Raw genomic sequence first — 14,069 nt, 5'->3', positions numbered from 1 at the left:
TCCCAGGTCGTTTAGCTCAGCTGGGAGAGCACCTCCCTTACAAGGAGGGGGTCACTGGTTCGAGCCCAGTAACGACCACCATGCTTTAAAAAATGATTTCGATGGGTCGTTAGCTCAGTCGGTAGAGCAGTTGACTTTTAATCAATTGGTCGCTGGTTCGAATCCAGCACGACCCACCATCATTTCAGTCATATCCCAGGTCGTTTAGCTCAGCTGGGAGAGCACCTCCCTTACAAGGAGGGGGTCACTGGTTCGAGCCCAGTAACGACCACCATATTGAAAAGCCCGCAGCGATGCGGGCTTTTTCGTTTCCGTCTCCCATCAGGTTCGCAGTCGATCCAGCTCGCTTGCCAGGGTGGTGGCCGCCTGTTCCAGTGCCTCGCTCAGGCGCTGGCTGGCATTGGCCTCTTGTCCCAGGGTGGTGGCGGCGTCACCGATGCGCATCAGGTTCTGGTTGATGGTGTCGCTCACGGCACTCTGCTGCTCGGCGGCGGTCGCCACCTGGCTGATGTGATCATGGATCTGCTGGATCTGGGTGACCACCTGATTGAGTGCCTCGAAGGCCTGCTCCGTGCCTTCAACCGTGCTCACCGAGCGGGCGATCCCCGTGCTCATCAACTGCTGGCTGCTGGTGACCTCGGTTTGCAGGCTGCCGATGAGCTGCCCTATCTCGTCGGTGGATGAGCGGGTCTTGTTGGCCAGCGCCCTCACCTCGTCCGCCACGACGGCAAAACCCCTGCCCATGTCGCCGGCCCGCGCCGCCTCGATGGCTGCGTTGAGGGCCAGCAGATTGGTCTGTTCGGCAATGGCCCGGATCACATCGAGGATGTGGCTGATATTGGTGCTGCGCTGGGCGACCTGGGCGACCGCCTTGTCGGCCTGATGCATGTCCTCGACCAGGGTATGGATCTCGTTGCGGGCCCTGCTCAAGGTCTGCTGGGCCGTGCTGACATGGTGGGTCGCCGCTTCCGACTCCTGCGCCGCCTGTTCCGCATAGCCCGCCACGCTGACTGCCGTGGTGCTCATCTCGTGCATGGCGCTGACCACGCTCTCCAGCTCCAGGCTCTGATCATCCAGGCTGCTGCGCATGGCATCGGCCGTCTGCTTCATGCCCCTGGCCTGCTGATGCACCTGTTGCCCAATCTGCTTGCTGCCCTGCACCATGGCCCTCAGCTTGCCGAGGAAGGCATTGAGATGCCTGCCCAGCTCGATGAGCTCCTGGTGGGTGTCGATACGCATCTGCTGGGTCAGGTCGCCCTCATTGCTGGCGAGGTGGGAGACGTGGCGGCTGATGAGGGAGAGGGGCGCCGTGATGGTCTGGATGAACCAGACAAGCAGGCCCAGGGCCACCAGGGTGATGACAACGATGGCAACCAGCTGCTGCTGCTGGGTAGCCTGCAACAGGCTGCCGAGCTGCTGGCTGATGGTGTTGGCCTGGCTGAGGGCGAGGGCCTTGGGCACCTTGATCATCAGCCACCACTGGTTGTCGGCAGCCTCGATCCGTATGGGCTGCTGCAAGATGAAATCGCTGTCGGTATCGGCGGGGTGTCCATTCGGGGCAACCAGTCCGGCCTCTGTCAGGGGGCGCCCCAGTTTGTCCGAATGGCGGTTGCTGCCGACGATGAAGCCCGCCTTGCTGACCAGGGTGACCTCGGCCTGGTTGTCATAGAGGCTCTTGCCAAGGTGCTCGGCCAGTTGCTGGAAGATGGGCAGGTTCATGTCGACCCCGGTGATCCCGGCAAACTTGCCATCCTTGAGGACGGGCACCGTCAGGCTGGTCATCAGCATCTTCTGGCCAGGGCTTATCTCGTAGAGGTAGGGTTCCATCAGGCAGGGGCGACGAGTCTCGCGACCGCAGAGATACCACTCGCTGTTGCGAATGCCGAATTCATTGCGCGAGGTGTCGAACTTGGCGTCACTGGTGGCGGCATCTATGGTCTGCTGCGCGATGTTTCCGTTCTGTTCCCGGGTGAAGTAGACCTCGAGACTGCCCTTGCCGGCAACCGAATGGCTGGCGCCCGTCTGCCAGTCGGCGTCCTGTTCGTCGTAACCGTTGGGTTCGAACTGGGCGTAGATGGAGCTGATCCCGTTTGCCTGGCGCAGGCGGCTGCCAAGCAGAAGCTCCACTTGCGGGCGACTCAGCCGCTGGTCCGGCTGGGCCATGCTTCCTTCAAGCTGCGCCGCCATGCCGAGCGGTATCTGATAGGCCTGCTGCAACTGGTCTTCGATCTGCACGGCATACCGCTCTGCCTGGAATTGCAGGGAACGGGAAACCTCCTGCTCCAGGGCGCCACGGGTCTGCGCCATGATGTCATCGCGCAGGCCGTTCAGCGAGGAGGACTGTATCCATGTCATGGCGACGCCACTGGCGAGAAAAAGTCCCAGCGTGAGCAACAACAACTTGGTCTTGAGCGAACGTTGTTTCATTCGACAACTCCTTTTGGCAAGAATGACAACGATATGGTCGGAGCGGGTCCTGACAGTTGTACTGTACTGGATTTGTTGATGGGTTTGTGCACGGCTTCTGGTTATAATTTTGGCCTTCCCGAGCGTTGATGGAACAGTCGCAATGAGCAATGCACTGAGCAGTATTCCGCCGGTAGTCGAGATGGACTACCCCTTCCCGGCCAAACCACAGCCCCTGACTCCCGAGCAGAAGGCGACCCTGATCGCCGAGATCAAGGTGCTGCTGCAGGCGCGCCAGGCCGTGCTGGTTGCCCATTACTACACGGATCCCGAGATCCAGGCCCTGGCAGAAGCCACCGGTGGCTTCGTGGGTGACTCCCTGGAGATGGCCCGCTTCGGTCGCGACCATGCAGCCCAGACCCTGATCGTGGCCGGTGTGCGCTTCATGGGAGAGACCTCCAAGATCCTGAGCCCCCACAAGCGGGTGCTGATGCCGACGCTGGAGGCCGAGTGCTCTCTTGATCTGGGTTGTCCCATCGACCAGTTCTCCGCCTTCTGCGATGCGCACCCCGATCACATCGTGGTGGTCTATGCCAATACCTCGGCAGCGGTGAAAGCACGGGCCGACTGGGTGGTCACCTCCAGTATTGCACTGGAGATCGTCGAACATCTGGACAGTCAGGGTCACAAGATCATCTGGGGCCCAGACCGCCACCTCGGCGCCTATATCGAGAAGAAGACAGGGGCCGAGATGCTGCGCTGGCAGGGTCACTGCATCGTGCACGACGAGTTCAAGGCCAAGGCGCTGCGCGAGCTCAAGGCCCAGAACCCGGATGCCGCCGTGCTGGTGCACCCGGAGTCCCCGGCCTCCGTCATCGAGCTGGCGGATGCGGTGGGTTCCACCAGCCAGCTCATCAAGGCCGCCAAAGAGCTGCCCCAGCAGAAACTGATCGTGGCGACCGATCGCGGCATCTTCTACAAGATGCAGCAGGCCTGCCCGGAGAAAGAGATGGTGGAGGCGCCCACCGGCGGTGATGGTGCCACCTGCCGTAGCTGCGCCCACTGCCCCTGGATGGCGATGAACGGCCTGGTGGCCATCAAGGAGGCCCTGACCGACGGTGCCGAGCGTCACGAGATCCATGTGGATGAGGCACTGCGTCTCAAAGCGCTTGTCCCGCTCGACCGCATGCTGGATTTCGCCGCGGAGCTCAAGCTCAAGACCCAGGGCAACGCCTGACTGACTCTGATGGCAAGATGCAAAGAGGGCTCCTGCGGGAGCCCTCTTTATTTGTCCGTCATCTGTATCGTCAGATGATGACGGTGGAGAAGCTGTGCTCCTCGTCGGGCTGGACGGTGATCCCGTCCTCGGCGGTGATGGCCGCCTCGACACAGAGCATGGTGCGATAACCGTTGTCACTCATGTCGGCCATGGCGCTGGCCCCTTCCTGCCAGGGGGTCCAGACCACCACGCTGTCGTGGTTGCCGTTGACCACCCGGGTGGTGCGCTCACCATCCTGCACGCTGACCATGGCATCGGGCTGGCGGTAGATGCGATCCATGGCTGCGGTGACGGTCAGCGCTCCCTGTTGCAGTTCGTTTCGGCCGGTCAGCTTGTCCAGATAGGGTTCGCCGAGGCCGGTCACGGTCACCGCTTCCGGCGCACTGATCTGCAGGTAGGTGTGCAGGGCGGCATTGTAGGTGAGCGCTGACTTGCCGGTGTTGCGGGTGGTCAGCACCAGGGAAAGCTCCTTGCCGACCAGTACGTCCAGCTCCAGCTCGAAGGCATGGGGCCAGAGTGTCCTGCTGGCATCGTTGTCACGCAGGGAGAGGTGGACGAGTGTGCCATCCCCGTGATCGGAGACCCCATCCAGCGTCCACAGGCAGTTGCGTGCGAAGCCATGAGCCGGCTTGCCGCTGCCAACGCGAGCGGGGGAGGGGCCGAACCAGGGCCAGCAGAGGGGAATGCCGCCGCGAATGGGCTTGCTGCCATCCAGTATCGCCTTGTCGCTGAGCCAGAGAGAGGCCGGCTCACCATGGCGTTGGTAACGCAGCACATGGGCGCCAAACAGGCTTATCTCGGCCCTGGCGTGCTCATTGTCTATGGTCAGCAGGGGCAGGCCATCCTGGCTCAGGGTGCAGTGGGCAGTCAGCGTACGTGTCGGTGTCATAAAGGCTCCAGTGCTCGGGGACATTCAGAAAGGGTCCGTGATTCAGAATACAAAAAGGCGGCCATTGGCCGCCTTTTTTCAAGCTACGCGATTGCGCATCCCAAATTACTTGGAGATGTGAGCGATCAGGTCCAGAACCTTGCTGGAGTAGCCCATTTCGTTGTCGTACCAGGAGACGACTTTCACGAAGGTCTTGTTCAGCTGGATACCAGCCTTGGCATCGAACACGGAAGTCTGACGCTCACCCAGGAAGTCGGTGGAAACCACTTCGTCTTCGGTGTAGCCCAGCACGCCCTTCATGGCGCCTTCGGAGGCAGCCTTCATGGCCTGGCAGATTTCAGCGTAGGACGCTTCTTTCTTCAGGTTGACGGTCAGGTCAACAACGGACACGTCCGGAGTCGGAACGCGGAAGGCCATGCCGGTCAGCTTGCCGTTCAGTTCCGGGATGACCACGCCAACAGCCTTGGCAGCACCGGTAGAGGACGGGATGATGTTCTGAGCCGCACCGCGGCCACCGCGCCAGTCTTTGGCAGACGGACCATCAACGGTCTTCTGGGTAGCAGTGGTAGCGTGAACGGTGGTCATCAGGCCGGATTCGATACCGAAGGTATCGTTCAGAACCTTGGCGATGGGGGCCAGGCAGTTGGTGGTGCAGGAAGCGTTGGAAACGATGTCCTGGCCAGCGTAGGAATCCTGGTTGACGCCCATGACGAACATCGGGGTAGCGTCTTTGGACGGACCGGTCAGTACGACTTTCTTGGCACCGGCAGCGATGTGCTTGCGAGCGGTTTCGTCGGTCAGGAACAGACCGGTTGCTTCGGCAACAACGTCAACACCGATTTCGCCCCATTTCAGGTTGGCCGGGTCACGTTCAGCGGTAACACGTACGGTTTTGCCGTTGACGATCAGGTTGCCGTCTTTGACTTCAACAGTGCCCTTGAAGCGACCGTGAGTGGAGTCGTACTTCAGCATGTAAGCCATGTAGTCAACGTCGATCAGGTCGTTGATACCAACCACTTCGATGTCAGCACGCTCAGCGGCCAGACGGAAAACGAAACGACCGATACGGCCAAAACCGTTAATACCTACTTTGATAGTCATAATTGGTTACCTAACTGTTCAGTAGTCAAAGAAAATTCCGTTTGTAAATTTACTAGAACTCCCTCGCGAGTCAACCAACAATCTGCGCGAAATTGCGCTATATCATGAAAAACTGTGAAATTTATTTTCGGTTTATGTAACTGGCTACCAACTTTTGTTGAATGCATCATCAGCAAAGTCGGTGGCAGAGAACAACAATAGTGCCTGCCCGGTCACACATCCAGCCGGGGAGATATGTAAAAATGTGCGCGGTTTAGCATGGCCAAAGAGCCACTGTTCAAGTACCAACCATAAAAATTAATCACAAAATAGCGTAGACAGAATCCACAGCGGGAATTCTCAAACTATGACCACCCTGATTGAACAGCTGGCTGCCGCCAAAGGCATTGCCAGTGAGTATGTTGATGCCTGGGGCCAGCCGGCCCTGGTATCGAAAGAGAGCAAGGCCGCCATGCTGGGCGCCATGGGCTACCGCGTCGATGACGAGGCCGCCCTGTCCGAACAGCTTGAGCAGGAGCACCGCCAGCACTGGCTGCGCGCGCTGGATCCCGTGATGGTGGTCCGCAGCGGCGACGCCGTTACTCTTGAGGTTCGCCTCCCCATCGAATTCGTCAACGATGCCCTCACCTGGCAGCTCCAGCAGGAGCAGGGTGCAGTGCTGTCCGGTCAACTCACTCCCATCGAGGGTGAGCTGGTCGGGGTGGCCGAGTTCGAGGAGATGGAGTGTCAGGCCTATCGCGTCACCCTGGATGTGCAGCCTGCGCTGGGTTATCACCAGCTCATCCTGCTGGAAGAGGGCAATGACGAGCCGCTGGCCACCATGCGTCTCATCGTCGCCCCCAAGTCCTGCTACAAGCAGGCGCCCATCGCCAATGGTCGCAAGGTGTGGGGCCCGAGCGTCCAGCTCTACTGCCTGCGCAGCCGCCACAACTGGGGCATCGGCGATTTCAGCGATCTCGGCCAGCTGGTTGAGAATGCCGCCGCCTGGGGAGCCCACTTCGTCGGTCTCAACCCCATTCATGCCCTCTATCCGGCGAACCCGGAGAGTGCCAGCCCTTACAGCCCCTCTTCCCGTCGCTGGCTCAACGTCGCCTATATCGATGTGGAAGCGGTGCCCGAATTCGTGGGCAACGATCGCCTGAAAGCGGAAGTGGCGAGCCCGGCCTTCCAGCAGCACCTCACCTCCCTGCGGGTCAAGGACAATGTGGATTACACCGGCGTCATCCAGACCAAGATCGGGATGCTGCGCCAGGTGTTCGACCAGGCCAGCTTCAGCGCCGAGCGTCAGGCTGCGTTCGATGCCTTCGTGGCTGCCGGCGGTGACAGCCTGCAACAGCAGGCAGCGTTTGACGCCCTGCAGGCCCATTTCTATGCCAAAGGCGAGAATGCCTGGGGCTGGCCGGTCTGGCCCGAGGCGCTGCGCGATTACCACAACCCCGAAGTGGCGGCCTGGATGGCCGAGCACCAGCAGGATGTGGCCTTCTATCTCTATCTGCAGTTCCTGGCTGACGAGCAGCTGGCCCGGGCCGATGCCCGCGCCAAGGCCGCCGGCATGGTGATGGGGATCTACCGGGATCTGGCGGTCGGCGTCTCCGAAGGTTCCACCGAGATCTGGGCAAACCGGGATCTCTACTGCCCGAAAGCCTCGGTCGGTGCGCCGCCCGACATTCTCGGCCCCCTCGGCCAGAACTGGGGCCTGCCCCCCATGAACCCGAACCAGCTGTTCGAGGCCGCCTACCAGCCCATGGTGGATCTGTTCCGCGCCAACATGCGCTCCTGCGGCGCCCTGCGCATCGACCACGTGATGGCCTTGCTGCGCCTGTGGTGGGTGCCGCCCGGAGAGTCGGCCGCCAAGGGGGCCTACATCTATTATCCGGTGAACGATCTGCTGGGGATCCTGGCCCTCGAGTCTCATCGCAACCAGTGCCTGCTGATCGGCGAGGATCTGGGGACCGTGCCGGAGGGGATCGACGTGACCCTGAAAGAGAACGGCGTCCACTCCTACAAGGTGTTCTTCTTCGAGCGCTCCAAGGACGATGGTGGCTTCATCTCCCCGGCGCACTACGCCGAGCAGGCGATGTCCGCCCTGACCACCCACGACATGCCGACCCTCAAAGGCTTCTGGCACTGCGACGATCTGGCGCTGGGACGCGAACTGGGCCTGTACCCGGATGAAGACGTACTCAAGACCCTGTATGCTGATCGCCACCAGGCCAAGCAGCGGATCCTTGACAGCCTGCATGCTCATGGGGTCATCTCTGGCAATATCAGTCACGACGTGAACTGGGTCGGCATGAATACCGAGCTCAACCACGGTCTGCAACTGCACATGTCCCGCGGCAGCTGTGCCCTGTTCAGCACCCAGCTCGAAGACTGGCTGGAGATGGACAAGCCGGTCAACGTGCCGGGTACCAGCTACGAGTACCCCAACTGGCGTCGCAAGCTCTCCCGGGATCTGGAGGATATCTTCGCCGACGAGGCGCTCAAGAATCTGGCGGGCAAGATGAGCCGGGCCCGTGACGAGGCCAGCCGTTGAGCCTTGAACGCCAACATGTGACTCACTTTCATCCGCTTCGGCTTCGGCCGAAGCGGATGTTCAGCCATCAAAGGAAATGTCGATGCCCGTTGAACGTTTGGTTGCCGCCCGCTGTGCCGATCCCTTCTCCCATCTAGGCCTGCTGGCCAATCCGGATGGGCCAGGCCTGAAACTCACCGCCTGGTTGCCCGATGCACTCGAGGTCCGGGTCAGGGATCTCAAGTCAGGCAAGATAGTTGCCACCCTGACCGCCGCTGACGAAGCGGGCCTCTTTGAAACTGTTTTCACCCGCCGCAAGAATCCCTTCCCCTACCAGCTCATCGCGACCTACGCCGACGCCAGTGCCGACATCATCGACCCCTATCAGTTCCAGGCTGCCGCCTGGGAGGGGTTGGCGGAACTCACCTGGCAACCGGAAAACCTCTACCACACCCTCGGCGCCCAGTTGCGCACCGTGACGCACCTCGGCCAGCAGGTGGAAGGGGTCCGTTTTGCGGTCTATGCGCCGAGCGCCACGGCGGTGAGCCTCATCGGCGATTTCAACTTCTGGGATGGCCGCCGTCACCCCATGCAGCGCAGCCAGTGCGGCCACTGGGTGCTGTTCGTGCCGGGGCTCAAGGCCGGGGATCGCTACAAGTTCGAACTCAAGGACCCAGCGGGCAATCGCCTGCCCCACAAGAGCGACCCGGTGGGCTTCTACAGCGAGCAGTACCCCTCGTTCGCCTCCGTGGTCTATGACCATGGCCAGTACCAGTGGCAGGACGCCGCCTGGCGCGAGAGTCAGCTCAATGACAAGCGCGAGCAGCCCCTCTCCATCTACGAGCTGCATGTGGGCTCCTGGAAGCGTCACTCCAACGGCGACAGCCTGAGCTGGCGCGAGCTGGCGGTGGAACTGGTGGATTACATCAAGGAGATGGAGTACACCCACATCGAGCTGCTGCCGGTCTCCGAGCACCCCTTCAGCGGCTCCTGGGGCTACCAGCCGGTGGGCATGTTCTCCCCCACCAGTCGCTACGGCACGGCCGACGATTTCAAATACTTCGTGGATCAGTGCCACCAGGCGGGGATCGGCGTGATTCTGGATTGGGTGCCCGCCCACTTCCCGTCCGATGCCCACGGCCTGGCCCGCTTCGACGGCACGCCGCTCTACGAGTACGAAGATCCGCGCCGTGGCTGGCACCCGGACTGGAACTCCTACATCTATGACTTCGGTCGCGACACCGTGCGCCAGTTCCTGGTGGCCAGCGCCCTGTTCTGGCTCGACAAGTTCCACATCGACGGCCTGCGGGTGGATGCGGTCGCCTCCATGCTCTATCTGGATTATTCCCGCAACGCCGGTGAGTGGGTGCCCAACGTCGATGGCGGCAACCACAACTACGAGGCGATCAGCCTGTTGAAGTGGACCAACGAGGAGGTGTACGGCAAGTACCCCCACGCCATGACCATCGCCGAGGAGTCCACCGCCTTTGCCGGGGTCTCCCGTCCCACCTTCCTCGGCGGCCTGGGGTTTGGCTTCAAGTGGAATATGGGCTGGATGCACGACACCCTCAGCTACATGCAAAAAGAGCCCATTCACCGTCGCTACCACCACAACGACATGACCTTCTCCATGGTGTACCACTATGACGAGAACTTCATTCTGTCCCTCTCCCACGACGAGGTGGTCCACGGCAAGCACTCCCTGCTCTACAAGATGCCGGGGGACGAGTGGCAGCAGGCCGCCAACCTGCGCGCCTACATGGGCTTCATGTATGCCCACCCCGGCAAGAAGCTCAACTTCATGGGCACCGAGATCGCCCAGAGCAACGAGTGGAATCATGATGCCCAGCTGCCCTGGCACCTGTTGCAGTACCCCAGGCACGGCGGCCAGCAGCGGTTGATCCGGGATCTCAACCACCTCTATCGTCATGAACCTGCCTTGTACCAGGCGGATTATGAACAGGCCGGTTTCCGCTGGCTGGATCACAACGATGCCGACAACAGCATCTTCGCCTGGCTGCGGGCCGACAAGCTGGGGGCCCATCCGCTGGTGGTGGCCTGCAACTTCACCCCGGTGCCGCGCATCGGTTACCGTCTCGGGGTGCCGTCTGCCGGTCGCTATCGGGTGGTGCTCAACACCGACAGCGAGCATTACTGGGGCAGCAACTATGATGTGGGTCTGGTCTTCGTCGCCGAGGCGACCCCCTGGCAGGGGATGGCACACAGCCTGGTGCTGGACTTGCCGCCGCTCGCGACCTTGTTCATCAAACAGGAGTCCTGATGTTTGAAATGGAAAACGGGGTAGATCACCCGCTTGGCGCCCGTCTGGACGAGACAGGCTGCCACTTCTGTGTCTGGGCTCCCCAATCGGACAAGGTGGAGCTCTGCCTGTTCGACGACGAGGAGCAGGAGCTGGCGCGTCTCCCCTTGCCCGGTCGGCGCGGTCAGTACTGGTTCGGCCACGTGCGCGGGGTCAAGGCCGGTCAGCGCTATGGCTACCGGGTGCATGGCTCTCCCCAGGAGGGGTTGCTGTTCGACCCGGACAAGCTGCTGATAGACCCCTATGCCCGTGCGCTCAGCCGTGCCACCCACTGGGACGATGCCCTCTACGACGGGGACAGCGCGGCCATGGTGGGCAAGTCGGTGGTGGTGGACGATGCCTTCGACTGGCAGGGAGTCGGCAAGCCCGGCATCCCGCCGGAGCGGGTCGTGCTCTACGAGACCCACGTCAAGGGGTTCACCCGCCAGCACCCCGGCATCCCCAAGGCGTTGCAGGGCACCTATCTGGGCATCAGCCACCCGCTGATGATCGAGCATCTGCAGGGGCTGGGGGTGACCTCGGTCCAGCTGATGCCGGTGGCGGCCTTCATGTCCGAGCCCAGGCTCGAGCAGCTGGGGCTCACCAACTACTGGGGCTACAACCCCATCGCCTTCTTCGCGCCCGAACCGCGCTACGGGGCGAAGGATGCGGTAACCGAGTTCAAGACCATGGTGCGCGAGCTGCACCGGGCGGGGCTCGAGGTGATCCTGGATGTGGTCTACAACCACACCGCGGAGTCCGGCTTCGACGGCCCCATGCTCTCCCTCAAGGGGTTTGACAACGCGGGCTACTACGCCTTCGAGTCGGGTGCCCACGGTCTGGATTACCATCGCCACGCCAACGTCACCGGCTGCGGCAACAGCGTCAATCTGGATCACCCCAACACCCTGCGGCTGGTGCTCGATGCCCTGCGCTACTGGGTCACCGAGATGCAGGTGGACGGTTTCCGCTTCGATCTGGCGGTCACCCTGGCGCGGGAAGCGGGGGAGTTCGATCCCATGAGCGCCTTCTTCAAGGCCATGATGGCGGATCCCGTGCTGGCGCGGGTCAGGCTCATCGCCGAACCCTGGGACATCGGCCCCTTCGGCTATCGTCTCGGCCAGTTTCCGAGCCAGTGGCTGGAGATCAACGATCGTTACCGCGACACGGTGCGCGCCTTCTGGCGCGGGGATGCGGGCAAGATGGGGGATTTTGCCACCCGTCTGGTGGGCTCGCGGGATCTCTTCCCGAAGAACTGGCGCTCCCCCCACACCAGCGTCAACTACCTCTGCTATCACGACGGCTTCACCCTCGAGGACCTGGTCTCCTACAACCAGCGCCACAACCAGGCCAACGGCGAGGACAACCGGGACGGCCACGGCAACAACCTCTCCAGCAACCACGGGGTGGAGGGGCCGACCCTGGACCCGCGCATCAACAACCTGCGCCAGCAGCAGAAGCGCAACCTCATCGCCACCCTGCTGCTGTCACAGGGGACGCCCCACTTTCTGGCCGGGGACGAGATGGGCCGCAGCCAGCTCGGCAACAACAACGCCTACTGTCAGGACAACCAGATAAGCTGGGTGAACTGGCAACTGCGCCCGGAGGACGAGCGGCTGCTCGCCTTCACCCGCCAGATGATGGCGCTGCGGGCGGAGTCCGGGGTCTTCTCCAACCTGCAACTGAGCGACGACGGCTGGAACGGCAAGGCGACCAGCTGTCACCAGGTGAACTGGTATCACCCGGACGGCCATCAGCTCACCGATCAGGACTGGCACGCCCCCATGGGGCAGGCGTTTGCCATGGACATCGGCATGATTGGCTGCTCCGGGGAGCGCTGGTACGTGCTGTTCAACGCCAGCGACTATGACATCCAGTTCCGCCTGCCGCCGCCGGGGGAGGGCATGGAGTGGATCCAGACCATCGACACCGCCACCAACGACGGCCTGCCCTTCCTGCCGGACGACATCAAGCGGCAGGTGGCGGTGGGGCGTGCCCACTCCCTCAAGCTGCTGGAGCGGGTCGCCCTGCCGGCGGCGGTGCTGGCGAGCGAAGGGGTGGTGGCAGCGGATGTTGTCGCCGTGTTGCCAACGGGATCACAGTTCCCGCTGGCGGGGTAGAGCCAGGCGCCCTGACTGGGTATGCTGGGCACCGTTATCAGTGGTGAGGAGCCGGAATGAGCAGTAACAACCCTGAACAGTGGCGCGACAAGCTGAGTGCAGAGCAGTTCCACATCTGCTGGGAGAAAGGGACCGAGCGTCCCTACAGCGGTGCCCTGCTGCACAACCGCAAGAGCGGCGATTACCACTGCGTCTGCTGCAAGCAGGTGCTGTTCCACTCAGCAGCCAAGTTCGACGCGGGCTGCGGCTGGCCCTCGTTCGACCGGGCCATCGAGGGGACGGTGACCTACACCGAGGACAACAGCCACGGCATGAAGCGGGTGGAGATCACCTGCAGCCAGTGCGGCTCCCACCTCGGCCACGTCTTTCCCGACGGGCCGACCGAGACCGGCCAGCGCTACTGCGTCAACAGCCTGAGCCTGGATTTCGAGCCCGACGCCTGATCCCCGACACGACCAGCGGCGCCTCCCNGCTTTTTTATCTCCCCCTGTCAGGTGCCGGGCTATGCCAGCGGCAGGTAGATGTCGGTGACCAGCTCATGGGTGGGCACCTCGTGTACAAAGTTGTGGTAGTGGAAGAAGAGTGGAAAATCCCGCAGCTCTTCGCCGCTGGCGGGCAGCCAGTCGCGGTAGAGCGCCCGGGCACAGTCGGCCAGGAGGTCGTGGGAGCCGTGGTGGCGTACCACGGCGCAGCGCCCGGCCGGGATGAGGGCATTCTTCACGCCCCACTCATTGTCCTCGGCGACGGGGGCCTCGACGCTGCCACAGAGGGTAAAGCGAAACGCCGCACCCTCCGTCGTGGCGGGGTCGTCCGGCGCCAGGCCATAGGTCCGGCTGGTGGCGACCGGGGAGTCGCCCGTGGCCTTGCGCCACTGGATGAAGCGCGCCGCGGTGTCGTTGATGCGCTCGGGCAGGCCCTGATGGGTCAGGGCGGCGACGGCGGTCTGCGGGAACTGGATGATGTCGACTCGCATGGGGTCAATCCTCTTTGTGGGGGGCCGTGGCAGGCAGCGATGCCAGCTGGCCCAGTCCGGGTGCTGCCTGAACTGGCTGGGCGTCAGGCCGAACGTCTGCTTGAAGGCGCGACTGAAAGATTCGCCATGCTGGAAGCCGGCATCGAGGGCGATATCAGTCACCTTGTCCAGAGGCGCGAATGCCAACCGGTAAGAGGCCCGCTTCAGCCGCAGCAGCTGGATGTAACGCCCCAGCGGCACGCCGCAGTAAGCGGCAAATTGCCGATGAAAGTGAAAGGGCGAAAAGTGCGCCACGGCGCTGAGCCGCTCCAGCGACAGGTCGTCGTCGAGATGGCGCTCGATGTGCTCTGTCACCGTTTGAAAGCGTCGGCGGTAGGCCTCTGTCTGGTTGTGATCCATGGTCTCTCCTCTGTGCTGCCCACTATCGGCCAACGGGCCCGAGCTGTCCTGACGGATCTTGCTCTCTTTGCCTCCCCTCGGGGATAAG

The 14,069-nt window shown here is 62.4% G+C and carries 9 protein-coding genes and 3 tRNA genes; 8 read left to right on the top strand and 4 right to left on the bottom strand.

From position 1 onward, the window contains the following. The first annotated feature begins 5 nt into the window (after positions 1-5). The 3 genes from AB5Y50_RS12350 to AB5Y50_RS12340 all read left to right on the top strand — a co-directional run bounded on the left by AB5Y50_RS12350 (position 6) and on the right by AB5Y50_RS12340 (position 274). Positions 6-81 (top strand) — tRNA-Val (locus tag AB5Y50_RS12350). A 22-nt stretch (positions 82-103) separates the two neighbouring features. Next, positions 104-179, top strand: a tRNA-Lys gene (locus tag AB5Y50_RS12345). A 19-nt stretch (positions 180-198) separates the two neighbouring features. Further along, positions 199-274: transfer RNA gene (locus tag AB5Y50_RS12340), tRNA-Val, on the top strand. A 47-nt stretch (positions 275-321) separates the two neighbouring features. Here AB5Y50_RS12340 and AB5Y50_RS12335 read toward each other — a convergent pair. Beyond that, positions 322-2,427 carry a methyl-accepting chemotaxis protein gene (locus AB5Y50_RS12335; RefSeq protein ID WP_049635940.1) on the bottom strand — a complete coding sequence of 702 codons (2,106 nt, stop codon included), beginning with the start codon at positions 2,425-2,427 and terminating at the stop codon, positions 322-324. A gap of 142 nt (positions 2,428-2,569) precedes the next feature. Between AB5Y50_RS12335 and nadA the strand changes: the two genes are divergently transcribed. Beyond that, entirely contained in the window at positions 2,570-3,643 is a 1,074-nt protein-coding gene (gene nadA, locus AB5Y50_RS12330) for a quinolinate synthase NadA (RefSeq protein ID WP_010672880.1), read from the top strand. Between the two features lie 70 nt (positions 3,644-3,713). Here the strand turns inward: nadA and AB5Y50_RS12325 are convergent, their stop codons facing one another. Both AB5Y50_RS12325 and gap read right to left on the bottom strand, forming a co-directional pair. Then, positions 3,714-4,574, bottom strand: a complete 861-nt coding sequence (locus AB5Y50_RS12325) for a D-hexose-6-phosphate mutarotase (RefSeq protein WP_049635939.1) — start codon at positions 4,572-4,574, stop codon at positions 3,714-3,716. Positions 4,575-4,679: 105 nt separating this feature from the next. Continuing rightward, the gene (gene gap, locus AB5Y50_RS12320) at positions 4,680-5,675 is read right to left on the bottom strand and encodes a type I glyceraldehyde-3-phosphate dehydrogenase (protein WP_010672882.1); all 996 of its coding nucleotides are present in this window, start codon (positions 5,673-5,675) and stop codon (positions 4,680-4,682) included. A gap of 346 nt (positions 5,676-6,021) precedes the next feature. Here gap and malQ point away from each other — a divergent pair, with 346 nt between their 5' ends. The 4 genes from malQ (at position 6,022) to msrB (ending at position 13,052) form a co-directional block, all read left to right on the top strand. Further along, positions 6,022-8,211 (top strand): 4-alpha-glucanotransferase, encoded by a 2,190-nt coding sequence (malQ, locus tag AB5Y50_RS12315; protein WP_319882928.1) that lies wholly within the window; start codon positions 6,022-6,024, stop codon positions 8,209-8,211. An 82-nt stretch (positions 8,212-8,293) separates the two neighbouring features. Continuing rightward, the gene (gene glgB / locus AB5Y50_RS12310; RefSeq protein ID WP_052816506.1) at positions 8,294-10,471 is read left to right on the top strand and encodes a 1,4-alpha-glucan branching protein GlgB; all 2,178 of its coding nucleotides are present in this window, start codon (positions 8,294-8,296) and stop codon (positions 10,469-10,471) included. After that, on the top strand, positions 10,471-12,609 hold the full coding sequence (gene glgX, locus AB5Y50_RS12305) for a glycogen debranching protein GlgX (protein ID WP_319864354.1): 2,139 nt from the start codon (positions 10,471-10,473) through the stop codon (positions 12,607-12,609). The genes glgB and glgX overlap by 1 nt, the downstream gene beginning before the upstream one ends. Positions 12,610-12,665: 56 nt before the next feature. Next, positions 12,666-13,052 carry a peptide-methionine (R)-S-oxide reductase MsrB gene (msrB, locus tag AB5Y50_RS12300; RefSeq protein WP_049635936.1) on the top strand — a complete coding sequence of 129 codons (387 nt, stop codon included), beginning with the start codon at positions 12,666-12,668 and terminating at the stop codon, positions 13,050-13,052. Between the two features lie 59 nt (positions 13,053-13,111). Here the strand turns inward: msrB and AB5Y50_RS12295 are convergent, their stop codons facing one another. After that, positions 13,112-13,981 carry a GyrI-like domain-containing protein gene (locus AB5Y50_RS12295; protein ID WP_053288131.1) on the bottom strand — a complete coding sequence of 290 codons (870 nt, stop codon included), beginning with the start codon at positions 13,979-13,981 and terminating at the stop codon, positions 13,112-13,114. Between the last annotated feature and the right edge of the window lie 88 nt (positions 13,982-14,069).

The sequence above is a fragment of the Aeromonas sp. s6 genome (genome assembly GCF_040907815.1).
Taxonomy (GTDB): Bacteria; Pseudomonadota; Gammaproteobacteria; order Enterobacterales; family Aeromonadaceae; genus Aeromonas; species Aeromonas caviae.
The sequence above is the reverse complement of the archived record's forward strand: the minus strand, read 5'-3'. Positions and strand labels throughout refer to the sequence as shown.